Raw genomic sequence first — 26069 nt, forward strand, 5'->3', positions numbered from 1 at the left:
CCGCGCCTCCCGTCCGTCTGTGCTGGCGACCCGCGCGGGGCGCGACGCCGAGGTCACGCAACCTGTCGCCCGCGACGCGCGCCAGCGGCGTGTCGTGCGACCTCGGCTGACCGCGCACGGCGTGTCGTGCGACCTCGGCGACCGCCCGCCGCCGCCCCCCGCCCCCGCGCACGCAGACGGGCCCCGCACCGTCCGGTGCGGGGCCCTTCTGCGACGGGACTCAGCGGCGGCCGAGGACCTTCCACGCCAGCGGCACGATGCCCGCGGCGATGAGGGCCTTCGCGATGCCACCCACGATGAACGGGTAGAGCCCGGCCGCGAGGACCGACTGCAGATCGTTCGGCGCGCCGAGCTGTCCGAGCACGACGGCCAGGTAGGGGAGACCGGTGACGAACGGGATCGCGCTGGCGACGAGCATCGCCACCGCGGCACGGCCCACGTGGCGGTCCCAGTCGCGGCGGGCGAGCCAGCCGATGACGCCGGCGGCGGGGATGAAGCCGATGACGTAGCCGAAGCTCGGCACGGCGAGGGCGCCGAGGCCACCCGTGAAGTCGGCGAAGAACGGCGCACCGGCGAGTCCGGCGACCGCGTAGACGAGCAGCGACAGCATGCCGCGGCGGGCACCGAGGGTGGCACCGACGAGCACGACCGCCAGGGTCTGGCCCGTGATCGGCACCGGCCACATCGGCACCTCGACCTGCGCCATGGCGGCGGTGAAGAGTGCTCCGCCGGCGACCAGGGCGGCGTTCGTGGCCAGGCCGTGGGTGCGCAGACGGTCGGCGAGGACTGCGCGGCGAGCGAACCCGGTGGCGTTCGTCATGGATTCTCCTAGAATGGACTGCTGGTCCCGTTCGGGACCATCGGTCCCGTCAGCGTAGCGGTGCACCTCCCGCACACACCGTTGTGCACATCCACCAACTGATTGGACGTCTGCTGTGCTTGCCGTGCACGACCTCGAGATCCGCGTCGGGGCTCGCCTCCTGATGGAGAACGTGTCCTTCCGCGTCGAGAAGGGCGACAAGATCGGCCTCGTCGGCCGGAACGGCGCGGGGAAGACCACGATGACCAAGGCCCTGGCGGGTGAGACCCAGCCGACCGGGGGCAAGATCGACCGCTCCGGCGAGATCGGGTACCTGCCGCAGGACCCCCGCTCCGGCAACCCGGAGGACACCGCCCGCAAGCGCATCCTCGACGCCCGTGGGCTCGGCGAGCTCGTCGAGGGCATCCGCCAGGCAACGCTGGACATGGCCAGCACGGACACCGCCGTCGCCGAGAAGGCCATGCGGCGGTACAGCCGGCTGGACGACCAGTTCAACGCGCTCGGCGGCTACGCGGCCGAGGCCGAGGCGGCGTCGATCGCGTCGAACCTCAAGCTGCCGGACCGCATCCTCGACCAGCAGCTCAAGACGCTGTCGGGTGGTCAGCGCCGTCGCATCGAGCTCGCCCGGATCCTGTTCTCGGACGCCGAGACGATGATCCTCGACGAGCCGACGAACCACCTCGACGCCGACTCGATCATCTGGCTGCGCGAACACCTCAAGACGTACCCGGGCGGTGTGATCGTCATCTCCCACGACGTCGAGCTCGTGGACGAGGTCGTCAACCGCGTCTTCTACCTCGACGCCAACCGCCAGTCGATCGACGTCTACAACATGGGGTGGAAGCTCTACCAGCGGCAGCGTGCCGCCGACGAGGAGCGCCGCCGCAAGGAGCGCGCGAACGCCGAGAAGAAGGCCGCCACGCTCAAGGACCAGGCCGCCCGCTTCGGTGCGAAGGCCACGAAGGCCGCAGCGGCGCACCAGATGGTCGCGCGTGCGGAGAAGCTCCTCGCCGGGCTCGAGGACGAGCGCGCCGTGGACCGCGTCGCGAAGCTGCGCTTCCCGACCCCGACACCCTGCGGCCGCACCCCGCTGATGGCCGAGGGGCTGTCGAAGTCCTACGGGTCGCTCGAGATCTTCGCCGGCGTGGACCTCGCCATCGACCGGGGCTCGCGCGTCGTGATCCTCGGGTTCAACGGTGCCGGCAAGACGACGTTGCTGCGCATCCTCGCGGGCGCCGACCAGCCGGACACGGGGGAGATCCTTCCAGGGCACGGCCTGCGGATCGGGTACTACGCGCAGGAGCACGAGAACATCGACGTGAACCGCACCGTGATCGAGAACATGGTGTCCGCGTCGAACGACCTCAACGAGACCGAGGCGCGACGGGTCCTCGGCTCGTTCCTGTTCACCGGTGACGACGGCTACAAGAAGGCCGGTGTCCTCTCCGGCGGTGAGAAGACGCGGCTCTCGCTCGCGATGATCGTCGTGTCTGGCGCGAACGTGCTGCTGCTCGACGAGCCGACGAACAACCTCGACCCGGCCTCGCGCGAGGAGATCCTCGGCGCGCTGGCTGGCTACGAGGGTGCCGTGGTGCTGGTGTCGCACGACGCCGGTGCGGTCGAGGCGCTCAACCCCGAGCGGGTGCTGCTCCTGCCGGACGGCACCGAGGACCACTGGAACAAGGACTACGCGGAGCTCATCGAGCTCGCGTGACCCGCACCGCCGACGGGCGCGACCCGTCGACGGACTGGAGGCGCGGTGCCAGCTGGCACCGCGCCTCCAGTCCGTCCTGGGCGGCGTCAGCCCTGTGCTGGCGTCAGCGACCCGCGTTCAGCAGCTCGTCCTCGATCTGCGCGTCCGTCTTCGGCTTCGCGTCCTTGCGGCGCTGGCGCTCGAGGGCGCGCTCGCGCTCCTCGGGGTCGTCCTGGTTCAGGTTCCGGAACTCCTGCACCATCAGGTAGGCGAGGAACCCGAACCCGCCGACCGCGAACATGAACCACTGGATGAAGTAGCTGAGGTGCAGCCCCGTGTCGGCCGTCGGGCGCTCCCAGCCGAGCGGGCGAGCCTCGGTCGGGGCGGGGGACTCGGACGCGAGCTGCCCGTACGCCCCGGTGTAGATGGGCGTGTCGACCTTCTTGCCGACGTCGGACAGCGTCACGGACTGCACCTGGTCGGTGTGGGCCGGGTCGGTGCGGCCGGGAATGCGCGGTTCGCTCGGCTGCAGGCGGACGATCGCCGTGACCTCGCCGGACGGGGGAGCGGGCACGTGGTCGGGGGCGTCCTGTGCGTTGCCGGTGGGGACCCAGCCGCGGTCGACGACGAACGCACGACCGTCGGCCGTGACGAGCGGCGTGAGGACCTCGAAGCCGGGCTGGCCGTTGTGCACGCGGTTCCGGACGAGCAGCTGGTCGTCGGTGTCGTAGCGGCCGGTGACGCTCACGCGGAGCCAGGTCTTGCCGTCGTTCCAGCTCGACGCCGTCGGGAGCGCCTCGTCGAGGGGGACCGGGGTGTGCTCGTAGTTCTGCGCGACCTGCTCGTTCTGGCGGACGGCCTCGTTCCGGCGGTCCCACTGCCACATGCCGAACAGCGCGCACACGATCGCGAACGCGACCGCGATGGCGAAGTAGCCGAGCCACCGCCGGCTGCGGACGAAGCGCCAGCCGACGAAGGGTTCGTCCGGATCACGTTCGGCGGTTCGCGAGGTTCCGTCGGCAGCGGAGGCGGCCGCAGCGCGCTCGAGCTTCTGCGCGTGCCGTCGGCCGTACCGGGAGCTCGGGTCGAACTGCTGGCTCACCGACGGTCACCGGCTGCGCGTGCACCGACGTCGTTCTTCGGGGCGTCGGCCGGGTCGCGTTCGTCGTCGAGGCGGTCCACGTCCTCGTGCATGCCCGTGACCCGGACGGGGAACGACCGGGACCGGAGGTAGTCGGCGAGGAAGTCACGGTGCTCGTCGCACGCGGCCCAGATCTTCACCCGGTCGGTCGCGTGGATCCGCGGGTTGCGCCAGTTGACGCGCCACGAGGCGGTCGACACGCAGCCGGCACGCGAGCACACGGGGGTCGAGCCGGGTTCGGTGAAGAGGTCGAACGTGGCCCCCATCAGCGACGTCCCCAGACACGCGAGCGGTCACCGTTGCGCTGCCACTCGGCCTGCGCGTCCTGCGCCTGCTCGCGCAGCCGGTCCTGCTCGGCGCGGTACGCCTCGGCCCGGGCGTCCTCCTGCTGTTCGCGGAGTCGCGGGTCCACGGCGTCGTAGAGCTGGATCGCACCGGCAGGCGTCACGATGTCGCTCTCGGCACGGCTGCCCGCGTTGGCGATGATGACGGCGACCCACGGGATCACGCCGGCGAGGACGATCGGGATGACGGCGATCCACGTGTGCCAGATCGACCACACGACGACCGCACCGATGAAGAACACGACGCGGAGGGCCATCTGCCAGACGTACCGGGACAGGCGGTGCGCACGATCCTGCTCCGGAGAGTCCGGGAGGGTGGTGATGCTGTGCGTCGTCTTCATCCGATGTTCTTTCCTCTGCCCGAGGGAAAGCCTAACTCCGCGCGGGCCCGGATGGTTCCGCCGCGCGCGGACACGGTGCGCGTATCGGCTCCGGTACGCTCTTCCGGGCGTGTCCGACCCGGTCCGGGCCCGGCGCGCCGTGCAACCCACCCCGAACGGAGCGACCATGAGCACCCCCCGTACCGTCCTCGTCACCGGCGGCAACCGCGGCATCGGCCACGCCCTCGCGGAGCGCTTCGTCGCCGCCGGCCACCGCGTCGCGGTCACGTCCCGCAGCGGCCGGGGCGGCCCCGAGGGCGCGCTCACGGTGCAGGCCGACATCACCGACACGGCCTCGGTCGACGCCGCCTTCTCGCAGGTCGAGGCCGAGCTCGGACCGATCGAGGTCCTCGTCGCGAACGCCGGGATCACGAACGACCAGCTGCTGCTCCGCATGTCGGAGGAGGACTTCACGAGCGTCATCGACACGAACCTCACGGGGACGTTCCGGGTCGTCAAGCGCGCCACGAAGGGCATGATGAAGGCGAAGTTCGGCCGCATCGTGCTCATGTCGAGCGTCGTCGGTGCCTACGGCCAGGTCGGCCAGGTCAACTACGCCTCGTCGAAGGCCGCCCTCGTCGGCATGGCCCGGTCGATCACGCGCGAGCTCGGCTCCCGCGGCATCACCGCCAACGTCGTCGCGCCCGGGTTCATCCAGACGGACATGACGGCGGCTCTGCCCGAGGAACTGCAGGCCGAGTTCAAGAAGCAGATCCCGGCGGCGCGGTACGGCACCGTCGACGACGTCGCGGACGCCACGCTGTTCCTCGCCGGCGACGGGGCGGGGTACATCTCCGGCGCGGTCATCCCGGTCGACGGCGGCCTCGGGATGGGGCACTAGGCACCCGAAGGGGTCGCCCCGACGTCACGCGCTGAGCGACACCTCACGCCCCCGGTCGGCCGTGAGGTGTCGCTGAGGCCGTGAGGTCGGCGCCAGCGGGGCGGGTCAGCCGCGCAGGCCGAGCGTCGCGAGCACGCTCGACAGGTCACGGTCGACGACCGCGACGTCGGCCTGCTCGCGGACGAGCGGCTTCGCGTCGAACGCGATCGACAGTCCGGCCACACGCATCATCTCGAGGTCGTTGGCGCCGTCGCCGATCGCGACGGTGCGGACGATCGGTACGTCGTCGGACGCGGCCCACTCGCGCAGTGCAACGGCCTTGGCGTGCGCGTCCACCACGTCGCCGAGGACCCGCCCGGTGAGGACGCCGTCCACCACCTCGAGCCGGTTCGCCCGGCAGTGGTCGAGTCCGAGCTGCTCGGCGAACGGGTCGAGGACCTCGTGGAAGCCGCCCGACACGACGCCGACGGTCCCGCCGGCGGCGTGCACCCCGCGGACGAGCTGGTCGGCACCCCGCGTCACGCGGACCGCCTGCTGTGCACCCCGGAAGACGTCGTCCTGGAGGCCCGCCAGGGTCGCGACACGCTCCCGGAGGCTCTCGGCGAAGTCGATCTCGCCGCGCATGGCGCGCTCCGTGATCGCCTGGACCTGTGGCCGGGTCCCCGCCGTGTCGGCCAGGAGTTCGATGACCTCGTCCTCGAGGAGCGTGGAATCGGCATCGAGGACGACGAGGAAGCGTGGCACGCACCAACGGTACCGACTCAGGAGGCGCGGCCGGCGTTCATGACGCCAGCCGCGCCTCCTGGGCCGTCCGTTCGTGCCCACGCGACGCTACGCGTCGACGCGCACGCCCTTGCCGACGACCGTGATGCCGGACTCGGTGACGGTGAAGCCGCGCGCTTCGTCCGCTTCGCGGTCGATGCCGACCTGGGCGCCGGGGGCGATCACCACGTCCTTGTCGAGGATGGCGCGGTTCACGACGGAGCCGGCGCCGATCGAAGCGCGTTCGAAGACGATCGAGTCGAGGACCTTCGCGCCGGAGTCGATCCCGCACCACGGGCCGATCATGCTGCGCTCGACCTGGGCGCCGGACACGAGGCAGCCGAGCGACACGAGGGAGTCGACCGTCGAGCCGGTGTTGCCGTTCGCGTCGCGGACGAACTTCGCCGGGGGCAGGTTCGTCTGCTGGTTGAAGATCGGCCAGTCCTGGTTGTACAGGTTGAAGACCGGCACCGGTGCGATGAGGTCCATGTGCGCGTCGTAGAACGAGTCGATCGTTCCGACGTCGCGCCAGTAGTACCGGTCGCGCTCGTTCGACCCGGGGACGTCGTTGCGCTTGAGGTCGTAGACGCCCGCGTCGCCACGCGCGACGAAGTCGGGGACGATGTCGCCGCCCATGTCGTGGTCCGACGCCTCGATCTGGCCGTCACGGAGGACGGCGTCGACCAGGGCGTCGGCGTCGAAGACGTAGTTGCCCATCGACGCGAGGATCTCGCCGGGGGAGTCCGCGAGCCCGACGGCGTCCTTCGGCTTCTCGAGGAACGCCTCGATCTTCGTCGGGTCGTCGTCGGCGACCTGGATCACGCCGAACTGGTCGGCGAGGCCGATCGGCTGGCGGATCGCGGCGACCGTGGCGCTGCGGCCGGAGGCGATGTGCGCCTCGACCATCTGGTGGAAGTCCATCCGGTACACGTGGTCGGCGCCGACCACGACGACGATGTCGGGGCGTTCGTCGCGGAGCAGGTTGAGCGACTGCAGGATCGCGTCGGCCGACCCGGCGAACCACCGCTTGCCGAGCCGCTGCTGCGCCGGCACCGACGCGACGTAGGACCCGAGCAGGCCCTCCATGCGCCAGGTCTCGGCGACGTGGCGGTCGAGACTGTGCGACTTGTACTGCGTCAGGACGACGATCTTCTGCAGTCCGGAGTTGACGAGGTTGGAGAGCGCGAAGTCGATGAGACGGAAGTTCCCGCCGAACGGGACAGCGGGTTTCGCACGGTCGGCCGTGAGTGGCATGAGCCGTTTCCCCTCGCCGCCGGCGAGCACGATGCCGAAGACCTTCTTTGGTGCCATGCCGCTCACAGTAGGCGTCAGCACTGGGAACCCGTTACGTTGAACGCGTGCGAGTCGATCTGCTGACCAGGGAGTATCCGCCGGAGGTCTACGGCGGTGCGGGTGTCCACGTGGCCGAACTGACCGCGGCGCTGCGGTCCGACACCGACACCGAGGTGCGCGTCCGCGCCTTCGGGGCGTTCCGCGACGAGGCCGACGTGTGGGCCTACCGGACGCCCGGCGGCCTCGAGCAGGCGAACGGCGCGCTGCAGGCACTCGGCACCGACGTCGCGATCGCCGCGGACGTCGAGGGTGCGGATCTCGTGCACTCGCACACCTGGTACGCGAACTCGGCGGGACGCATCGCGCAGCTGACCTACGGCATCCCGCACGTCGTCACGGCGCACAGCCTCGAGCCGCTCCGCCCGTGGAAGGCCGAACAGCTCGGCGGCGGGTACCGGCTGTCGAGCTGGATGGAGCGCGAGGCGTTCGAGCACGCCGACGGTGTCATCGCCGTGTCGAAGGCGATGCGCGCGGACATCCTCCGCTCGTACCCGTCGATCGACCCCGCGAAGGTGCACGTCGTCTACAACGGCATCGACATCGACGAGTGGAAGCCCACCGTCGACGAGGACGCCGTCCGTGCGCTCGGGATCGACCCGTCGCGTCGCTCGGTCGTGTTCGTCGGACGCATCACCCGGCAGAAGGGCCTGCCGTACCTGCTGCGGGCGGTGGCCTCGCTGCCGGCGGACGTGCAGATCGTGCTCTGCGCCGGTGCGCCGGACACGCCGGAGATCATGGCCGAGGTCACGGGTCTGGTCGACTCGCTGCGTTCCGCTCGTGACGGGGTGGTCTGGATCGACCGGATGCTCGCGCACGAGGAGATCGTCAACGTGCTGTCGTCGGGCACCGTGTTCGTCTGCCCGTCGATCTACGAGCCGCTCGGGATCGTCAACCTCGAGGCGATGGCGTGCGGGATCCCCGTCGTCGGCACCGGCACCGGGGGCATCCCCGAGGTCGTGGCGGACGGACTGACCGGTCGCATCGTGCCGATCGACCAGGCACAGGACGGCACCGGGACCCCGACGGACCCGGACCGCTACGTGGCCGACCTCGCCGCGACCCTCACCGAGGTGCTCGCCGACGAGGGGCTCGCGAAGCTCATGGGCCGCGCCGGACGCCTCCGCGTCGAGACCGAGTTCACCTGGGACGCGATCGCCCGGCGGACACGCCAGGTCTACGACGAGGTGCTCGGGCAGAACCCCTAGGCTGGTCGCATGCCCTCGGTCGTGCGCTTGTCAGACGTCTCCGTGGTCCGCAACGGGGCCACCATCCTCGACGGGATCTCGTGGGAGGTGCAGGACGACGAACGCTGGGTCGTCCTCGGTGCCAACGGTGCCGGCAAGACGACGCTGCTGCAGGTCGCCGGCGCCCAGACCTTCCCGACCTCGGGTGAGGTCGAGGTCCTCGGCACCGAGCTCGGCGGTGCCGACCTGTTCGAACTGCGTCCGCGCATCGGCTTCGCGTCGACGGCCCTCGCGCGCCGCATCCCGGTCACCGAGAAGGTCATCGACGTCGTGCTCACCGCGGCGTACTCGGTGACGGGCCGCTGGAACGAGGAGTACGAGGAGCTCGACGTCCGCCGCGCCCAGCGCGTGCTCGACGAGTGGGGCCTCGGTGCCTTCACCGACCGGACCTTCGGCGAGCTCAGCGACGGCGAGCAGAAGCGCGTCCAGATCGCCCGTGCGGTGATGACCGACCCCGAGATCCTGTTCCTCGACGAGCCGGCCGCGTCGCTCGACCTCGGCGCGCGTGAGAGCCTCGTACGGACCCTCGGCGGCTACGCGCAGAGCGAGGACTCGCCGGCCATCGTCATCGTGACCCACCACGTCGAGGAGATCCCGGCCGGGTTCACCCACGCCCTGGTGCTCGCGGACGGGCACGTGCAGGCTGCCGGGCCGATCGACGAGGTCCTCACCGCTCCGACCCTGACCGAGGCGTTCGGCATCGAGCTCACCGTGTCGAAGGACGCCGGCCGGTACACGGCGCGCGCATCGTGACACTGCTCCCGATCCGGTCGGTCGTCTGGTAACGTAGATGGCTGGCGCAAGCCGCAGACTTCCCGCGTCGTGCGTGTACGAGTGCCGCGCACGTCCCCATCATCGCAACCGAGGAATCTCCATGAAGACCGACATCCACCCCGAGTACCGCGCCATCGTCTTCCGTGACCTGGCTTCCGGTGAGACGTTCCTGACGCGTTCGACCGCGAACAGCGACAAGACCATCGAGCTCGACGGTGCGACCTACCCGGTCATCGACGTCGAGATCTCGTCGGCGTCGCACCCGTTCTACACGGGCAAGCAGCGCATCCTCGACTCGGCCGGTCGCGTCGAGAAGTTCAACCAGCGCTTCAAGAGCTTCGGCAAGTAAGCAGTCCTCCGGACGCTCGAACGGGCGGCTCTCCTGCGGGAGGGCCGCCCGTTCCGTCGTTGGCGGGGGTGTGGCGGCAGGGTCGGGCCGGCGGTGCGCGGGGCGGTGCGGCTGGGGCGGGGCGGCACGTTGGGCGGGCGGTGCGCGTCGCGGCCGGGCGGTGCTGCACGTCGGGCGGCCGGTGCGGCCGGGGCGTGGCACGTTGGGTGGGCGGTGCGCGTTGCGGCCGGGCGGTGCGGGCATGGCCGCGGCGACGGTTCGAACCACGGAACCGACGTCGAACCAGGCGAGCGGCGTGGTTCGACGTCGGAAGCGTGGTTCGACGTCGTGTCCGGCCGAGGTGGCGCGGGCGGTGGGGCTGTGCGGTGTGCTCCGGGCGGTGCGGCCGACGTAGCGCTGGTGCGGCCGGAGGGTCGGGCGGTGCGGATTGCCGGCGCACAACGCAAGTGCGTTTGCGCCGTGCGATGGCGCGGTTCGGACGGACTTTGGTTGTGCGGCCGTGCGGGAGCGGAGCGGGACGCCGTGCGGGAGCGGCGCGGGCGTCGGTGCGGGACGCGGGCGGACCGGCCGGGGCGCGCGTCGAACCACGGATCCGACGTGGAACCAGGCGACCGGCGTGGTTCGGTGTCGGATTCGTGGTTCGAAGGCAGGCGACGGGCGTGGTTCGGCGTCGGAAGCGTGGTGCGACGCCGGGCGAGCCGTGCCCGCCGACGGGCGCCTCAGCCGGCGTTGCGGTGGGGCCAGCGGCCGTCGGCGGTGAAGGCCGGGTCGCGCTTCTTCCGCATGTAGTCCTGGAACGAGGACGCCTGCTCGGCGCACCAGCCGACCTGCTTGCGGTGGAGCTCCTCGGCGGAGACGCCGAGCTCCTCGGGGTACTTCGCCGCGATGGCCTGCGCGACACGCCCGGCCGCGATGGCATCGGCTCCGGCGTCGTGCGCATCGGAGAGGGTGACGCCGTAGAGCTCCGACGCGGCCTCGAGGGTGCGCTTGCCCTTGCGGTAGGTGTCGAGCGCCTTGTCGATCACGAGCGGGTCGACGACGTTCCCGATGACCGGGGAGGCGATGCCGTGGCGCTTGGCCTCGCGGTCGAGGACGGTGAGGTCGTACGGGGCGTTGTAGATGACGAGCGGGATGCCCCGGGCGAAGACGGCCTCGACCGCGGCGATGATCTCGGCGACGACCTCGGCGGCGGGGCGGCCGTCGGCGCGAGCGCGCTCGGTCGTGATGCCGTGGACGGCGGCAGCGCCCTCGGGGATCTCGACCCCGGGGTCGGCGAGCCAGGCGCCCTCGACGATGGAGCGACCGGTCATGTCGATCAGGCCGACGTGGGCGGTGACGATCCGGGCGGTCTCGACGTCGACGCCGGTGGTCTCGAGGTCGAACACGCCGAGTGCGTGCCACCAGGGCCGACCCGAGAGGTCCTGGGCCGGAGCGGGGGAGTCGAGCTGCGCTGTGGGGAACGTCACGCGGTCAGGCTAACCGGACGCACCGACACGCCGAGACGCGACCCGCCCACCGGGCGCGACGCGACCGGACGGGGGACGCGACCCGCCCACCGGGCGCGACGCGACCAGACGAGGACGCGACCCGCCCACCGGGGCCGAGCCGCGCCTCCAGGACGCCGCTACCCGACCGGCGCACCCACGTGCAGCCAGTAGAACGACTGCGTCCCCATCGTCAGCGTGACCTGGCCCTCCGCGTCGAACGACGGGAACGAGCCGCCGCCGAAGAGGTCGTACAACGGCCTCCCGGCGTACTCCGGCGCAGAGATGGTGACCGACGTCGGGTTGGTGGCGAAGGAGAAGACGCAGAGGACGTCCTCGGCGGAGGGGCCGAACTGGTGGCCGGAGCCGGAGCCCTCCCACGACCGGACGAACGCGAGCACCGAGTCGTTCGAGGTGTCCTGCACGGCCAACGTCCCGAGCCCGAACACGGGGTGCGCCTTCCGCACGTGGATCACGTTGCGGACCCAGTGCAGCAGCGACCGGGACTGGGCGAGCTGCGCCTCGACGTTGACCTGCGCGTAGTTGTACACGAGGGACTGGACGACGGGCAGGTACAGCTTGCCCGGGTCCGCGGTGGAGAAGCCGGCGTTGCGGTCCGGCGTCCACTGCATCGGCGTGCGCGAGGAGTCGCGGTCCGGCAGCCAGATGTTGTCGCCCATCCCGATCTCGTCGCCGTAGTAGAGGAACGGCGACCCCGGGAGGGAGAACAGCAGGGCGTGGATGAGTTCGAGTTCGGCGCGCGAGTTGTCGAGCAGGGGAGCGAGGCGTCGGCGGATGCCGATGTTCGAGCGCATCCGCGGGTCGTAGCCGTACCAGCCGTACATGGCTTGCCGGTACTCCTCGCTGACCATCTCCAGCGTGAGCTCGTCGTGGTTGCGGAGGAAGACACCCCACGCAGCGGAGGCCGGCACGTCGAGCGTCTCGGACAGGATCGCCTTGAGCTCGGCGGCGTGCTGGGCACGGAGCGAGTAGAAGATGCGCGGCATCACCGGGAAGTCGAACGCCATGTGGCACTCGGGCTCCTCGTCGGTGCCGAAGAACGCGGCGGTCTCGCGCGGCCACTGGTTCGCCTCGGCGAGCAGGACACGCCCGGGGTACTCGTCGTCCACCATCGCGCGGAGCTTCTTGATGAACTCGTGCGTCTCGGGTTCGCCCTCGCCGTTGCCCTCCTCCGACTCGAACAGGTACGGGATCGCGTCGAGCCGGAGCCCGTCCACGCCGAGGTCCAGCCAGTGCCGCACGACGTCGTACACGGCCTCGACGACGGCCGGGTTCTCGAAGTTGAGGTCGGGCTGGTGCGAGAAGAACCGGTGGAAGAAGAACTGGCGGCGGACCGGGTCGAAGGTCCAGTTCGACTCCTCGGTGTCCACGAAGATGATGCGGATGTTCTCGTAGTCGGTGTCCGTGTCGCGCCAGACGTAGAAGTCGCCGTAGGGGCCGTCCGGGTCCTCGCGGGACTGCTGGAACCACTCGTGCTGGTCGCTGGTGTGGTTGATCACCATGTCGATGACGATGCGCATGTTGCGTTCGTGCGACTTGGTGACGAGTTCGCGGAAGTCGTCGAGGGTGCCGAACTCCGGGAGGATCGCCTTGTAGTCGGCGATGTCGTACCCGCCGTCGCGCATCGGCGACTGGAAGAACGGCGGCAGCCAGAGGGCGTCGACCCCGAGCCACTGCAGGTAGTCGAGCTTGCCGATCACGCCCTGGATGTCCCCGATGCCGTCGCCGTTCGAGTCGACGAACGAGCGGATCATGCACTCGTAGAAGACCGAGCGCTTGTACCACTGCGGGTCCAGTGTCAGGCCGGGGAGCTGGATCGGGGCGGTGAACGTCACCATGGACACGCTAGGCCGCGGTGCATGGAGTTGTCCGGAGAATGCACGGCCTGGAGGCGCGGGTCGTCCTCCACAGGCACGTCGCGGCCGCGAGTCGTCCACCATCCAGCGTGGGTGACGTCGGCGCACCGGCGCGCGTTCGTAGACTGACGGGGATGCAACCGCCCGTGCTCTCCCCGTACCAGTCGCTGATGGCCGCCACCACGGTCGTCCACCGCTCCGTGCAGGTCGACGGCCGCACCACCCACTTCTGGGAGTACGGCCCGTCCGACGCCACCCAGACGGTCCTCGCCGTGCACGGGTTCCGTGGCGACCACCACGGCCTCGAGACGATCGCCGCGCACCTCGACGGGGTCCGGGTGATCGTGCCGGACCTGCCCGGCTTCGGCATCTCCGATCCGCTGCCCGTGTCCGACATCGACTCCTACGTCGCGTGGCTGCGCGGCTTCCACGCGGCGCTCGGCCTCGGTGGAGACACCGTGGTGCTCGGGCACTCGTTCGGGTCGATCGTCGTGGCCGCCACGGTTGCCTCCGGCCTCGCGACGCGGTTGCTCGTGCTCGTGAACCCGATCGCCGCCCCGGCACTGCAGGGTCCGCGTGCGGTCGGCACGGCGATCGCGATCGGGTACTACCGTGCCGGCGCCGTGCTGCCGAAGCCGCTCGGGCTCGGACTGCTCCGCAACCCGGCGATCGTGCGCGTGATGAGCCTGGCGATGCTCAAGTCGCACGACCGTGACCTCCGGCGCTGGGTGCACGACCAGCACGACCGGTACTTCTCGGCGTTCGCGAACCGCACGAGCGTGCTCGAGGCGTTCCGCACCTCGGTCACGCACGACGTCGCCGAGTACGCCGATCGCATCACCGTGCCGGTGCTGATGATCGCGGCCGAGCGCGACGACATCACGGCGGTGCCCGAGCAGCGTGCCCTGGCCGCACGCCTCGCGGACGCCGAGCTCGTCGTCGTGCCGCACGTCGGGCACCTCGTGCACTACGAGACGCCCGGCGCCGCTGCGTCCGCGGTGCTGCGACGCATGGCGGACGCCCCGAAGCGCGGCCGCAAGGGAGCGCAGCCTGGGTCCAAGCGTGCCCCGAAGGAGACACCGAAGCCGAAGGAGACACCGAAGCCGAAGGCGCCGCCGACCCCGCCGGCCGACGGTGCCGCGTCGTGACCCGCCTGCGCATCGGGATCGACTGCCGCTACGTCCGCATCGGCCGCCACGACGGCATCAGCCGGTTCACGGCCGGCGTCGTCGCCCACCTGCCCGAGCGACACGACTACACCCTGCTCGTGCACGACGAGCGGCAGCTCGAGTCGCTGCCGTCCGACCTGCCGTGGGAACTCCTGCCCGCGCCGACCGAGCCGGGGGAGCCCCTCGTCGCGCGGAAGGTCAACCGCCTCGGGCTCGACGCCGTCTTCTCGCCCATGCAGACCATGGGGTCCCGCGGTCGGCAGTACGCCCTCGTGCTGACCCTCCACGACCTGATCTACTACCGGAACCGGACGCCCCCGCGGGAGTTCTCGTGGCCCCTCCGCCTCGGCTGGCGTGCCTTCCACCTCAGCTGGGTGCCGCAGCGCCTGCTCCTGAACGGCGCCGACGGGGTCGTGACGGTGTCCGAGACGACCGCCGGCCTCATCGCCGAGCACCGGCTGACGAAGCGCCCCGTCACCGTCGCGTACAACGCCGCCGACCCCGCGACCCCTCGGTCCGAGGGCGGTCCGCGCGAGAAGTCCCTCGTGTACATGGGCTCGTTCATGCCGTACAAGAACGTCGAGACCCTGGCCGCCGCGATGCCGCTGCTCGGCGCGGACTGGGTGCTGCACTGCATGTCCCGCGTGTCCGCCGCCGATCGAGCGCGGCTCGAACGGCTCGCGCCGGCAGGGTCGATCGTGTTCCACGACGGCGCCTCCGACGACGAGTACCTGTCGGTGCTGCGGTCGGCGACGGCCCTCGCGACGGCGTCGTACGACGAGGGCTTCGGCATCCCGCTCGTCGAGGCGATGGGCGTCGGGACGCCGGTGGTCGTCAGTGACATCCCGATCTTCCGCGAGATCGGCGGGGACGTCGCGGAGTACTTCGACCCGTCGTCGCCGTCGGCCGTCGCGGCTGCGGTGCGCCGGCTCGAGGCACGGTGGGACGAGGCCTCGCGGGCATCGGTCGTGCAGGCCGGGCGGTTCCGGTGGAAGACCTCGGCGGAGCAGGTCGTCCGCGCGGTGGAGCAGGCGGTCGCGGCCCGCGGGGCCACCCCCGGGCAGTAGGCCGGCCCGAGCCAGCAGACGTCGGCTACCGGTCGCGCACACCGACCCGCCTCAGGACGACGGCCGCTCCGCCGACACCGTGGCCCCCGGGAACACCGCCTGCGCCTCCTGCGTCGCCTTCGCCACCACGGCGTCGAGGGCAGCCCCGCGCCCGATCGTCTCGACCGTGATCGCCTGGTCGGCGGGCTCGTCCGACGGGCCGCCGTCGCTCCAGGAGCACCGCACGCCCGAGACACCGCCGATCGCGTCGAGCTGCCGGGCGAGCGTCAGACGCTGTTCCGTGGTCCGCTCGTCCGGAGAGACCCCGATCTCGAGCGCACCGAGGTCCGCCACGGCGAACACCCGGACGCCGTTGCCGCTCGCCGCCTTGGCTGCAGCGCGCAGGTCGTCGACGACCGCGGTCCGCTCCTCGTCGGAGAGCGTCGGCGACACCGAGACGGTCGACTCGACGTCGTAGCTCGCGAACGAGGTCTTCTTCGGTTCGGCGTCGCGCACGCCCTCGACGCCGTCGAGGTCCCGCACGGCGCTGCCGAACCGGTCGAGCGCGGCATCGGGGCGGGGGAACACCCCGCCGACGCCGTTCTGCACGCTGCCGATGATGGTGACGAGCACGACGGCGAGCACACCGGCCGCGACGATCACGCCCACTCCGACGAGGGCGCTGCGTCGGACACGCTGCCGCGGGGTCCGCACCGGGACGGATGCCGTGCCCGGGCCGAAGGCACGATCGAGGTCGTCCGGATCGGGCGACCGCGGCCAGCCGGGCCGAGCGCCCCCACCACCGGGTCCGTCGACGGTCATGTCAGCCCCCTAACGCGCTCGGGTCTGCGAGTGCATCGGAGCCTAGTACGACACCACCGACAGCGCGCAGCGGCTCGCCCCGGCGGCTCCCTGCGGCGGCTACCCGCGGCGCTCGAGCGGGTTCTGGTACTCGAAGGCGTACCGGCCGGGCCCGTCCGAGACCCCGTCGATCGGGTCGTCGAACCGCACGAGTTCGGCGTGGAAGCGCTCGGGGTCCCACCGGAACGAGTGCACGGATCCGTTCCGGATCGGGGTGCTGTGCCGGTCGGCTGTGCCGGGGGCAGCGGCGTTGACGATGCTGCGGATCACGGCGCCGTGGGTCGCGACGACGACGCTGCCGGCGTCGTACCGGACCGCGATCTCGGCGAGTGTCTCGGTGACGCGGTCGAGCAACGCGCTGCGGGACTCGCGGCCGGGGATGTCGTCGTGCGGGTAGCGCTCGCGGACCTCGTCGTCGGTCAGGCCCTCGGCCTCGCCGTAGGAGCGTTCCGCCAGCCCTGCGTACGTGGCGGGCGCTGCGAGACCGAGGTGGTCCGCGATGATCGAGCCGGTCTCGAACGCCCGGGACAGCGGCGACGCGACGACGGCGTCGAACCGCCGGCGGTCGAGCAGGGTCGCGGTGGAGCGGGCCTGTCGGCGTCCGGTGTCGTTCAGGGGGATGTCCGTCGAGCCCTGGATGCGCCGTTCGGCGTTCCAGTCGGTCTCGCCGTGCCGGACCAGGTACAGGAGCGTCGTCACCGCACGATCATCCCAGACGCGGCGCGGCACCTCGTCCCGGACGCGGCGCGGCACCTCATCGCAGCCGTGCCGCCAGGGCTTCGAGCGTCTCGGTCGTGCCGGCGTCGATCTTGACCGCTGCCCGGGGGTCGCTGCGGGTCGTGCCGCGGTTCACGATGACCACGGGGTGCTTGCGTCGTGCGGCGTGGTCGACGAGCCGGACGCCGGAGTTCACGGTGAGGGACGAGCCGACGACGAGGAGCGCGTCGGCCTCGGCGACGATGGAGACGGCCTCGCGGAACTTCTCGGCCGGGACGAACTCGCCGAAGAACACCACGTCGGGCTTCAGCACCCCGCCGCACACCGAGCAGTCCGGCACCCGGAAGCGCTCGACGTCGGTGATCTCGACGTCGCCGTCGGGCTGGAGCTGCACCGACCCGGGCTCGTCGATCCACGGGTTGTCCCGGTCGAGCACGGTCGCGAGGTCGGCGCGCGAGAACACCTGCCCGCAGGTGAGGCAGACGGCACGGTCCATCGACCCGTGGATCTCGACGACCCGACGGGATCCGGAGCGGAGGTGCAGTCCGTCGACGTTCTGCGTGACGACCCCCGTGACGATGCCGTCGCGTTCGAGTGCCGCGAGGGCCTGGTGCCCGGCGTTCGGACGGGCCGAGGCGAAGGTGCGCCAGCCGAGGTGCGAACCGGCCCAGTAGCGCTGCCGCTTGGCGGGGTCGGCGCGGAACTCCTGGAAGGTCATCGGCTTCCGGACGACGCGGCCGGCGCCCCGGTAGTCGGGGATGCCGGAGTCCGTGCTGAGCCCGGCGCCGGAGAGCACGGCGATGCGCTTGCCGGCGAGGAGCTCGACGGCGCGGTCGAGGGCGTGCCCGGACGCGGTCGCGCTCGCGGGGCTGGTCGGTTCGCTCGTCGCCATCGTGTTCACGGTACCCTCAACAGCCGACCGCCCCGGTCACTTCCCGTGGACGACGCCAGGCCGTGCCCCGCCGCCACCGGCCCCCACACCGACCCCGAAACGAGCCCCGTGCACGCCGTCCGCATCGACTCCCTCGACGACCCCCGCCTCGACGACTTCGCCAGGCTCACCGACGTCGCCCTGCGGCGCGTGTCCGAGCCGGAGGGCGGCCTCTACATCGCCGAGTCGAACACGGTCATCGAGCGGGCGGTCCGCGCCGGGCACGTCCCGCGGAGCGTGCTGGTCCAGGAGAAGTGGCTCGACAGCGTGCTCCCGGTCGTCGCGGACCACGACGGCCCCGTGTTCGTCGGCCCCGACGACCTGCTCGAGGACCTCACCGGCTTCCGGATGCACCGCGGCGCCATCGCCGCGATGCACCGCCCGGAGCTGCCGAGCGTCGCGGACGTGGTGCGCGACGCCAGGGTCGTGGTGGTGCTCGAGGACATCGTCGACCACACCAACGTCGGCGCGGTGTTCCGGAGCGTCGCCGGCCTCGGGGCCGACGCCGTCCTGGTCAGCCCCCGCTGCGCCGACCCGCTCTACCGGCGCAGCGTCCGCGTCAGCATGGGCACGGTGCTGCAGGTGCCGTGGACCCGCATCGGCGACTGGCCGGCCGCCGGCGAGGAGCTCCGGGCGCAGGGCTTCCACCTCGCCGCGATGGCCCTGACGGACCGCTCGGTGGACCTCGACGCGTTCGTCGCGGACGTCCCGGACCGCGTGGCGCTCGTGATGGGCACCGAGGGGCAGGGCCTCACGCCGGCGGCGATCGCGTCCGCCGACACCACCGTGCGCATCCCGATGGCGCACGGCGTCGACTCGTTGAACGTCGCCGCGGCGAGCGCCGTCGGGCTCTGGGCGGTCACGCACGCGCAGCGGCTCGCTTCCGCGCGGGCCTGAGGGGCCGGGAGGCGCGGGTCGCCTCCGTCGTCCGGCGCGCCTCAGCGGGTCGTCAGGTCTCGTGCGCGGCGCACCAGGTCGCGGTCGGTGCCGACCGCGCCGACCAGGCACACGCCGACCGGGGCGTCGTCGACGGTGAGGGCGGGGGCGCTCACCGCGGGGAGGCCGCCCACGCTCGCGAGGCTCGTCAACCCCGTCGTCGCGGTCCTGGTGCGCTCGAGTGCGGCGGCGTCGGCGGACACGAGCGGCGCGGGGCCCGGCACGGTCGGGAACACGAGGGTCCGGCCGACCAGCGCCCGGCGGATGGTGTCCCGGACGACGCCGAGGCGCTGGACCGCGTCGGCGGTGGCGGCGGGGTCGTTCGCCGCGGCTGCTGCGAACCGGTCCCCGACGACGGTGCTCAACGCGCCGGGGTGTCGGGCGATCCAGGCTCCGTGGGCGGCGACGGCCTCGGCGGCCTGCACGAGGCGGAGCAGCTCGCGGAGCTCGTCGGGGGCGGGGACGCCGAGGTCCGCGAGCCGGACCCGGTCGGGTTCGTCGTCGAGGGACCGGGTGAACGCGGAGAACGCCGCGGCGGTGTCGGGGTCGACCAGGGCGAGCAGGTCCTCCGGGACGACGAGGGGCGTCGGTGCCGGGGCCGTCCCGGGGTCGGGCACGGTGGCGTCGAGCGCGGCGAGGAGCGTCTCGGCGTCGCGGGCGAGCCACCCCACGGTGTCGAAGGACGGTGCGAGGGGGAGCAGACCGTCGCGGGGGACCGTGCCGTGGGTCGTCCGGAGGCCCCAGAGCCCCTGGTACGAGGCGGGGACCCGGACGGACCCGGCGGTGTCCGTGCCGATCCCGATGTCGGCCGTGCCGAGACCGACGGCCGACGCGGAGCCGCTGGACGAGCCTCCTGGCAGCCGCGTCGGGTCCGCGGCGTTCGGCGGTGTGCCGTGGTGCTCGTTCCGTCCGGTGAGGTTGTACGCGAACTCGTCGGTGCGCGCGATCCCGCGGATCGCCGCACCGGCGGCGAGGAGCGCCGCGACCGCCGGTGCCGCGACCGTCTCGACGGGCGCCTCGCGCAGGAAGCTGGGGTTGCCGGCACCGACGGGTTGGCCGGGCACGGCGTAGAGGTCCTTGACCGCGACGGTGCGCCCGTCGAGCGGCCCGGAGGCGCTGGGTGCGACGAGCGGGTCGCCGACGGCCCGCCAGACGGTCGGGTCGAAGGCGCGGGGGCGGCCGGTCACGTGTGCCGCCTCGATGCGCCAGCGCACGACGGGGCCGGTGTCGTCGTGTGCGGTCGTGCGGCGCCACAGCTGGGTCTGGAGGCCGTGGCCGCCGGCGGCGAACCGGGACACCGACACGACGAGGGCGAGGTCCTCGGCGAGGGGCCGGACCTCGACCCGCGTCAGCGTCCTGGTCGCGACCCCGCCGCGTGCTCCGCGGAAGGCGCTGATCGCGTCGTGGCCGACGAGCAGCCCGCGGTCGTCGCCGCGCATCGTGCCGGGTGCGTCGACGAACGCGTCGTCGAGGGCGTCGAGGTCGTTCGTCAGCAGGGCGGCCTCGTACGCGTCGAGTGCCTCGAGGAGACCCTCGGGAGCGTCGGGGTGCGTGGTCATCGGGCGGGCTCCTCGAAGTCGGCCTTGCGGATGCGGGCGTGGACACCGGTGACGAGGTCGACCACCTGCGAGATGTCGAAGTCGGTCGCGGCGGAGAGGTAGGCGTACGCCAGGTGCGGCTCCATGCCCCACCGCGCACCGAGGATCGCGACGGCGTGCCGGACGCACTCCCGGACGGCCTCGTCGAGGTCCGGGTCCATCCCGGTGGGGACGAGGTACTCCTGGGTCTCGGCGACCGGCCACACCAGGTCGCCGAACCGGCTCGCGGCCTCGTCGGCCGGTGTGAGGTCGAACCGGACCGTCGCGCGGAGCGAGGCCTCCATCGCGGTGAGCGCCACCTCGCCGTCGCCCTGCGCGAAGTGCGGGTCGCCGACGTACGCGAGTGCACCGGGGACGAGGACGGGCAGGTGCAGCTGCGTGCCCGCCTGCAGGAGGTTCACGTCGATGTTCCCGCCGTGGCGGCCCGGCGGGACCGAGTGCCGGCGCTCCCCGGGGGTCGCGACGCCCATGATCCCGAGGAACGGGGCGAGCGGGAACCGGGCGAACCGTTCGCGGGCGGGTGTCAGGGGGATGCGGCCGCGGAGTCCGGCGGGGGAGTCGACGACGTCGGCGAAGACGCTCACGGTCGTGCCGTCGACGGGGTACTCGCCGTGCAGCGCGCCCCGGCCGTGGCGGTTCGACACGACGCCGTAGTGCACGCGGGGGAGCGTCTCGACGACGGTCATGGTGAGGACGTCCCCCGGTCGTGCGCCCGCGACGCCGACGGGCCCGGACACGACGTGCGGTCCGTCCGCGTCGGGGTCGCGGCGTCCGGTCCGGGCGATCGCGACGGCGTCGTCGAGCACGTGCTCCGGTGCGACGCCGTGCGTGGCGAAGAAGGCACGTGGGTCGCTGCCCTGGTCGGGGAGGATCCCCTCGTGGCTGACGGTGTCGATCGTCACCGACTCGCCCGGCACGACGGTGATCGCCGGTCGGTCGTCGGCGTTCGGCAGCCGCCCCCAGAGGACGGTGTCCGGGTCGACCGGCAGGTAGCGGTCGGCGCGGACCGGTCCCGTTCCGGGCTGGAGGGTCGGGATCGCGGGGGTCGTCATCGGTCGGCCTTCCGTTCGACGAGGTGGGCGACGTCGGCGAGGTGGTCGGTCATCGCCGCGCGGGCGGCCCCCTCGTCGTGTCGGCGGATGCAGTCGAGGATCTGCTCGTGCCACACGAACGACGACCGGCGGCCCTCGCTCGTGCTGTGGGACCGGGCGCGGACGTCCTGCACCCAGCCGCTGCTGAGCTCGCACAGGGAGACCAGGAGCGGGTTGCCGGAGGCCCGAGCGACCTGCACGTGGAACGCGACGTCCTGCGCGAGGGACTCCTCGGGGCTGAGACCGGCGTGCGTGGCCTGCAGGATCCGTTCGAGCGCGAGCAGGTCGGCCTCGCCGGCACGGGCTGCGGCGAGCGCGGCGACCTGGGGCTCGACGACGGCCCGGAACTCGGCGACGTTCTCGGCCCGGTGCGCGAGGTCCTCGGCGTGCCCGACACCGGTCTGGCGTTCGAGGAGCGCGGTGGCCTCCTCGGACCGGGGGAGCACGACCGTCCCGCGACCGGGCGTCCGGGACACGAGGCGTCGGCGTTCGAGTTCCTGCATGGCCTCGCGGACGGTCGTGCGCGACACGGCGAGGTCCTCGGCCAGGGTCCGTTCCGGGGGCAGCTTGTCACCCGGAGCGAGATCCTCGAGCACCAGGCGCGCGAGGTGCGCGGCGGTGGCGGCGCTCAGGGTGCGTCCTCGTTGCATGGGCAGGAGCCTAGGGTCCATTGGTCTGCTTGGCTCATTGGTACGACCAACTTTTACACGCCCGTCACACGCTGCGACGGAGCCGGAAACACGACGGGCGAATGGTGGGTGGCGTCAACCGACCACCGATGAAGAAGAGGGGTCCGTCGTGGACCTGGTCCTCCGCAACGCCCGCCTGGTCGACGAGCCCGGCCTCGTCGACGTCGTCGTCGAACACGGCACGATCACCGCGGTCACCGCAGCCGTCGGCACCGTGCCCGGCGACCCCGCCACCCGGGTCGTCGACTGCGCCGGCCGCGTGGTCGTGCCCGGGTTCGTCGAGTCGCACCTGCACGTCGACAAGGCCCTGCTCGACCGGGAACGTCCGAACCCGGACGGGACGCTCGCCGGGGCGATCGCCGTCACCGGGGAGCTCAAGCGCGGGTTCACGCACGGCTCGGTCCGGGACCGCGCGCGCACCCTGCTCGACCAGGCGATCACGAACGGCACGACGCTGGTCCGCGCACACCCCGACGTCGACCCGATCGTCGGGTTGACCGGCGTCGAGGTCCTGCTGGGGCTCCGCGACGAGTACCGCGACGCCCTCGACCTGCAGATCGTCGCGTTCCCGCAGGAGGGCATCGCGAAGGCGCCGGGGACACTCGCACTCCTGCGCGAGGCGCTCGGTGCGGGCGCGGACGTGATCGGCGGCTGCACGTACAACGAGCGGACCCTCGCCGAGTGCCACGAGCACGTCGAGACCGTCCTCGACCTCGCCGAGGAGTTCGACGTGCCGGCGGACCTGCACGCCGACTTCGCCGACGACACGAGCGACCCGCGGTTCGCCCTCGCGCGGGTCATCGCCGACGCCGTCGTCCGCCGCGGGATGCAGGGCCGGGTCGCGCTCGGGCACGTGACCTCGTCCGCGAGCCTGCCCTCGACCGAGCGGGCCGACCTGTTCGCGCGGCTCGCCGAGGCGGGGGTCGCGGTCGTCCCGCTGCCGGCGACCGACCTGCACCTCGGCGGTCGCGCCGACGACCACGACGTCCGCCGCGGTGTCGTCCCGGTCCGCGACCTCTGGGCCGCGGGCGTCACGAGTGCGTACTCGTCGAACAACGTGCGGAACGCCTTCACCCCGTTCGGCAACGCCGACCTGCTCGACATCGGGCTGCTGCTCGCGCAGGTCGGGCACCTGTCCGGGCCGGAGGACCTCGCCCGCGTCCTCGACATGGCGACGACCTCGGCCGCACGGGTCGTCGGGATCGCCGAGACCTACGGCATCCGTCCCGGCGCCGACGCCGACCTCGTGCTGCTCTCGACCACCGACCCGGCGGGCGTGCTGCTCGACCGCCCGGACCGCGCCCTCGTCGTGAAGCGCGGCCGCGTCGTCGCCGAGACCACCCGCACCACCGTCCTCACCACCGGCACCACCCGATCGAAGGAGCTCAGCAATGCGTGAACGGATCCCGCACGAGATCGTCGCCTCCGTCCTGGCCGGCGCCACCGCGTTCATCGGGGGCACGGCGCTGAACCTGCCCACCTGGGCGATCTTCATCAGCTGGGCGGGGATGTTCCTGCTCGGGCCGAAGCCCACGCTCCGGAACGCCACCCGGCTCTGGGCGACGATGCCGGTGGGGTCGACGCTCGCCCTCGTCATCGTGCTCGTCGACCAGCGGATCGGCACGCTCCTCGGCGACGGGCAGTTCGCCCGGAACGTGGTGCTCGGCGTCGTGATCCTCGTGTGCAACACCGCGCTGATGTGCACCGGCCGGGTCCGTGCGTTCGCGCTGGTCCCCGGGATGTTCCTCGGGTTCGCGTCCTTCTTCGCGACGTACTTCGGCGGCTTCGGCTTCGCACCGGGCAACGTGTGGGCAGCGTGGGTCTCCGTCGTGGTGATGAACGCCGCAGGCCCCGTCTTCGCGTACCTGTCGCGGAGGTGGACCTTCGCGCGCCCGACGGGACCCGACGGCGGTGGGGCCGGCGTCCCGTCGGACGCGACGGCTGCCGTCGGGGGCGAGCCGCGCCTCCAGTCCGACCCCGCACCGACGCGCGCCTAGCGCGTCCTCGCAGCCACGGGGTACCCGCCCCCGGTACGCTCGGTTCCCGTGTCACGAGTCGTCCGCCGCCCCCGTTCCGCCGTCCGGAGGCCGGTGACCATCTCGGTCGTCGCCGTGCTCGTGCTGGCGGTCGGCTACCTCGTGGCCGCAGCGGTCGTGCCGTTCGCCCCGGCGAGCGCCTCGACCACGACGTACTCCGCGCCCACGTCGTCGGTGCCGGACCTGACGTTCCCCGGCTACGGCGCCACCGCGGTCGAGGCCACCGACTTCCCCGAGAGCCTGCGCACGAGCGGCGACACGAAGCCCCGGTCGATCGCGAGCATCTCGAAGGTCGTCACGGCGCTCGTCGTGCTCGACGAGAAGCCGCTGCAGCCGGGGGAGCCCGGGCCGACGATCACATTCAGCCCCGGGATGCAGGCGCTCTACGCGAAGTACCTCGCGGTGAACGGCGAGGTCGCGCCGATGCCCGCCGGCCTCCAGCTGTCGGAGTACCAGACGCTCCAGGTCATGCTCATGAAGTCGGCGAACAACTACGCCGGGTCACTGGCGCTCTGGGCCTTCGGGTCGATGGACGCCTACCGCCAGGCAGCGGACGAGTGGCTCGACGAGCACGGACTCGACCACACCACGATCGAGGAGCCGACCGGCCTCGACGCGCACAACACCTCGACGGCCACCGACCTCGTCGAACTCGGGCAGCTCGCGCTCGCGAACCCGGTGGTGAAGGAGGTCGTCGGCACGAAGCAGGTCACGGTGCCCGGCGCCGGCGCGATCGAGAACTCGAACAAGCTCCTCGGACTCGACGGTGTCGAGGGCATCAAGACCGGCACGCTCGACGAGGCCGGCGCCTGCCTGCTCTTCGCGGCGACGTACGAGCGCGGCGGCGAGGAGGTCACGGTCGTCGGCGCGATGCTCGGCGGCGTCGACCACGACTCGCTCGACGTCGACGTCCAGCGGCTGCTCCGGTCGGTCGCCGACAACTTCCAGGTCGTCACGCTCGCCCACGCCGGGCAGACCTTCGGCACGTTCTCGACGCCGTGGCAGGACGAGGCGGACGCGGTGTCGCGGTCCGCGTCCGAGGTGCTCGTGTGGGGGCGGACGAAGGTGTCCGCGAGGACGAAGCTCGAGCAGATCACCCTCGGCACGAAGGGGGAGCGCGTCGGCACGGTGCGGTTCACGATCACGGACCACGACCCGGTGACGGTGCCGCTCGTGCTCGAGCGGCCGATTGACGACCCGGGCGTGTGGTGGCGGTGGACGAACCCGTTCCAGGGCGCGTGACGGTGCCGGCTTCCGTGCGCCCGTGGCGGCCATCCGACGCGCCGGTGCTGCTGGCGGCGTCGGCGGACCCGGAGCTCGCGCGCCAGTTCGGCGGTGTGCGGCTCGACGACGTCGCGGCGGCGGAGGCGTTCATCGGGGCGACGTACCGGTTCGACGGGCACGCCCGGTACTGGGCGATCGTCGCGGACGTCGCGGACGTCGCGGACTTCGCTGACGTCGCTGACGTGGCGGACGGGCGCGCCGGGTCGGACGGCGCCGGGTCGGGCGGCGCCGGGGCCCGCGTCGTCGGCTGCGTCGGGGTGACGGCCATCGAGCACACCCACGGCACCGCCTGGGTCTCGTACTGGCTCACACCGGAGGCCCGCGGCCGGGGCCTGGCGACCCGCGCACTCGCCGCCGCCGCCGAGGACGCCTTCGCCCTCGGCCTGCACCGCCTCGAACTCGGGCACCGCACGAACAACCCGGCGTCGTGCGCGGTCGCGACCCGGGCGGGGTTCCGCGCAGAGGGAGTGGAACGCGAGAAGCTCCGCTACGGCGACGACCGCTTCGACGTCGAGACCCACGCCCGCCTGGCGACCGACCCGACCCCCGACACCGTGCCACTGCCCCGCGACCCGGCCAGCCTGCCGCCCCGCGACCCGGCCAGCCCACTGCCCCGCGACCCGGCCGACGCGCGCCGGGGCGTTTGAGC

General features: G+C 72.3%; 25 protein-coding genes and 1 pseudogene. 12 read left to right on the forward strand and 14 right to left on the reverse strand.

The window, feature by feature from the left end:
- Positions 1-220: 220 nt before the first annotated feature.
- On the reverse strand, positions 221-820 hold the full coding sequence (locus BIV03_RS15565) for a biotin transporter BioY (RefSeq protein WP_070419044.1): 600 nt from the start codon (positions 818-820) through the stop codon (positions 221-223).
- Between the two features lie 115 nt (positions 821-935).
- On the opposite strand from BIV03_RS15565, the gene BIV03_RS15570 reads away from it, so the two are divergent.
- Positions 936-2534: an ABC-F family ATP-binding cassette domain-containing protein gene (locus BIV03_RS15570; protein ID WP_031261586.1), complete on the forward strand. Its 1599-nt coding sequence runs from the start codon at positions 936-938 to the stop codon at positions 2532-2534.
- Positions 2535-2637: 103 nt separating this feature from the next.
- Here the strand turns inward: BIV03_RS15570 and BIV03_RS15575 are convergent, their stop codons facing one another.
- From BIV03_RS15575 to BIV03_RS15585, 3 genes and pseudogenes are all read right to left on the reverse strand, one after another.
- The gene (locus tag BIV03_RS15575; RefSeq protein ID WP_083403474.1) at positions 2638-3615 is read right to left on the reverse strand and encodes an SURF1 family protein; all 978 of its coding nucleotides are present in this window, start codon (positions 3613-3615) and stop codon (positions 2638-2640) included.
- A gap of 98 nt (positions 3616-3713) precedes the next feature.
- Positions 3714-3920: pseudogene (locus BIV03_RS15580) on the reverse strand (hypothetical protein); the annotation flags it as partial.
- A complete protein-coding gene (locus BIV03_RS15585; RefSeq protein ID WP_070419042.1) occupies positions 3920-4339 on the reverse strand; it encodes a DUF3099 domain-containing protein in 420 nt (139 codons plus the stop codon). The pseudogene BIV03_RS15580 and the gene BIV03_RS15585, both read right to left, overlap by 1 nt.
- 166 nt (positions 4340-4505) lie before the next feature.
- On the opposite strand from BIV03_RS15585, the gene fabG reads away from it, so the two are divergent.
- Entirely contained in the window at positions 4506-5219 is a 714-nt protein-coding gene (gene fabG / locus BIV03_RS15590) for a 3-oxoacyl-ACP reductase FabG (protein ID WP_071296371.1), read from the forward strand.
- A 105-nt stretch (positions 5220-5324) separates the two neighbouring features.
- Here fabG and serB read toward each other — a convergent pair whose 3' ends face one another.
- Together serB and BIV03_RS15600 are read right to left on the reverse strand one after the other, a co-directional pair.
- Entirely contained in the window at positions 5325-5963 is a 639-nt protein-coding gene (gene serB, locus BIV03_RS15595) for a phosphoserine phosphatase SerB (RefSeq protein ID WP_083403475.1), read from the reverse strand.
- 87 nt (positions 5964-6050) lie between these two features.
- The gene (locus BIV03_RS15600) at positions 6051-7292 is read right to left on the reverse strand and encodes a glucose-1-phosphate adenylyltransferase (RefSeq protein WP_070419039.1); all 1242 of its coding nucleotides are present in this window, start codon (positions 7290-7292) and stop codon (positions 6051-6053) included.
- A 47-nt stretch (positions 7293-7339) separates the two neighbouring features.
- Here BIV03_RS15600 and glgA point away from each other — a divergent pair, with 47 nt between their 5' ends.
- From glgA to BIV03_RS15615, 3 genes are all read left to right on the forward strand, one after another.
- Positions 7340-8539: a glycogen synthase gene (glgA, locus tag BIV03_RS15605; RefSeq protein ID WP_071296309.1), complete on the forward strand. Its 1200-nt coding sequence runs from the start codon at positions 7340-7342 to the stop codon at positions 8537-8539.
- Between the two features lie 9 nt (positions 8540-8548).
- A complete protein-coding gene (locus BIV03_RS15610) occupies positions 8549-9331 on the forward strand; it encodes an ABC transporter ATP-binding protein (protein WP_070419037.1) in 783 nt (260 codons plus the stop codon).
- Between the two features lie 121 nt (positions 9332-9452).
- On the forward strand, positions 9453-9701 hold the full coding sequence (locus tag BIV03_RS15615) for a type B 50S ribosomal protein L31 (protein WP_070419036.1): 249 nt from the start codon (positions 9453-9455) through the stop codon (positions 9699-9701).
- 719 nt (positions 9702-10420) lie between these two features.
- Here BIV03_RS15615 and BIV03_RS15620 read toward each other — a convergent pair.
- Positions 10421-11167 (reverse strand): 3'-5' exonuclease, encoded by a 747-nt coding sequence (locus BIV03_RS15620; protein WP_175473596.1) that lies wholly within the window; start codon positions 11165-11167, stop codon positions 10421-10423.
- Between the two features lie 158 nt (positions 11168-11325).
- Positions 11326-13044: a maltose alpha-D-glucosyltransferase gene (treS, locus tag BIV03_RS15625; RefSeq protein WP_229087346.1), complete on the reverse strand. Its 1719-nt coding sequence runs from the start codon at positions 13042-13044 to the stop codon at positions 11326-11328.
- 152 nt (positions 13045-13196) lie between these two features.
- Between treS and BIV03_RS15630 the strand changes: the two genes are divergently transcribed.
- Together BIV03_RS15630 and BIV03_RS15635 are read left to right on the forward strand one after the other, a co-directional pair.
- Positions 13197-14210, forward strand: coding sequence for an alpha/beta fold hydrolase (locus BIV03_RS15630; RefSeq protein WP_083403476.1), 1014 nt, complete (start codon positions 13197-13199; stop codon positions 14208-14210).
- Positions 14211-14215: 5 nt separating this feature from the next.
- Positions 14216-15298 (forward strand): glycosyltransferase family 1 protein, encoded by a 1083-nt coding sequence (locus BIV03_RS15635; RefSeq protein ID WP_071296375.1) that lies wholly within the window; start codon positions 14216-14218, stop codon positions 15296-15298.
- 51 nt (positions 15299-15349) lie between these two features.
- Here BIV03_RS15635 and BIV03_RS15640 read toward each other — a convergent pair whose 3' ends face one another.
- The 3 genes from BIV03_RS15640 to BIV03_RS15650 all read right to left on the reverse strand — a co-directional run bounded on the left by BIV03_RS15640 (position 15350) and on the right by BIV03_RS15650 (position 17747).
- Complete coding sequence (locus BIV03_RS15640; RefSeq protein WP_071296310.1) at positions 15350-16099, reverse strand: hypothetical protein; 750 nt, start codon at positions 16097-16099, stop codon at positions 15350-15352.
- 99 nt (positions 16100-16198) lie between these two features.
- The gene (locus BIV03_RS15645; protein ID WP_070419604.1) at positions 16199-16837 is read right to left on the reverse strand and encodes a histidine phosphatase family protein; all 639 of its coding nucleotides are present in this window, start codon (positions 16835-16837) and stop codon (positions 16199-16201) included.
- 55 nt (positions 16838-16892) lie between these two features.
- Complete coding sequence (locus tag BIV03_RS15650; RefSeq protein WP_071296376.1) at positions 16893-17747, reverse strand: NAD-dependent protein deacetylase; 855 nt, start codon at positions 17745-17747, stop codon at positions 16893-16895.
- A 108-nt stretch (positions 17748-17855) separates the two neighbouring features.
- Between BIV03_RS15650 and BIV03_RS15655 the strand changes: the two genes are divergently transcribed.
- Complete coding sequence (locus BIV03_RS15655) at positions 17856-18683, forward strand: RNA methyltransferase (protein ID WP_070419033.1); 828 nt, start codon at positions 17856-17858, stop codon at positions 18681-18683.
- 41 nt (positions 18684-18724) lie between these two features.
- Here BIV03_RS15655 and BIV03_RS15660 read toward each other — a convergent pair whose 3' ends face one another.
- The 3 genes from BIV03_RS15660 to BIV03_RS15670 are packed head-to-tail and all read right to left on the reverse strand — an operon-like array spanning position 18725 to position 22061.
- Entirely contained in the window at positions 18725-20281 is a 1557-nt protein-coding gene (locus BIV03_RS15660) for an AtzH-like domain-containing protein (RefSeq protein ID WP_071296311.1), read from the reverse strand.
- Positions 20278-21372, reverse strand: coding sequence for an acetamidase/formamidase family protein (locus BIV03_RS15665; protein ID WP_071296312.1), 1095 nt, complete (start codon positions 21370-21372; stop codon positions 20278-20280). Before BIV03_RS15665 ends, BIV03_RS15660 begins: the two co-directional genes overlap by 4 nt.
- Complete coding sequence (locus BIV03_RS15670; RefSeq protein ID WP_071296313.1) at positions 21369-22061, reverse strand: FadR/GntR family transcriptional regulator; 693 nt, start codon at positions 22059-22061, stop codon at positions 21369-21371. Before BIV03_RS15670 ends, BIV03_RS15665 begins: the two co-directional genes overlap by 4 nt.
- A 148-nt stretch (positions 22062-22209) precedes the next feature.
- Between BIV03_RS15670 and BIV03_RS15675 the strand changes: the two genes are divergently transcribed.
- The 4 genes from BIV03_RS15675 to BIV03_RS15690 are packed head-to-tail and all read left to right on the forward strand — an operon-like array spanning position 22210 to position 26067.
- The gene (locus BIV03_RS15675; protein WP_071296314.1) at positions 22210-23499 is read left to right on the forward strand and encodes an amidohydrolase family protein; all 1290 of its coding nucleotides are present in this window, start codon (positions 22210-22212) and stop codon (positions 23497-23499) included.
- The gene (locus BIV03_RS15680) at positions 23492-24097 is read left to right on the forward strand and encodes a DUF1097 domain-containing protein (RefSeq protein ID WP_071296315.1); all 606 of its coding nucleotides are present in this window, start codon (positions 23492-23494) and stop codon (positions 24095-24097) included. The genes BIV03_RS15675 and BIV03_RS15680 overlap by 8 nt, the downstream gene beginning before the upstream one ends.
- A 48-nt stretch (positions 24098-24145) precedes the next feature.
- Positions 24146-25378, forward strand: a complete 1233-nt coding sequence (locus tag BIV03_RS15685; protein WP_083403477.1) for a D-alanyl-D-alanine carboxypeptidase family protein — start codon at positions 24146-24148, stop codon at positions 25376-25378.
- 2 nt (positions 25379-25380) lie between these two features.
- Positions 25381-26067, forward strand: a complete 687-nt coding sequence (locus BIV03_RS15690) for a GNAT family N-acetyltransferase (RefSeq protein WP_083403484.1) — start codon at positions 25381-25383, stop codon at positions 26065-26067.
- The last annotated feature ends 2 nt before the right edge of the window (positions 26068-26069 follow it).

It is taken from the genome of Curtobacterium sp. MCBA15_016 (genome assembly GCF_001865105.1).
GTDB lineage: Bacteria > Actinomycetota > Actinomycetes > Actinomycetales > Microbacteriaceae > Curtobacterium.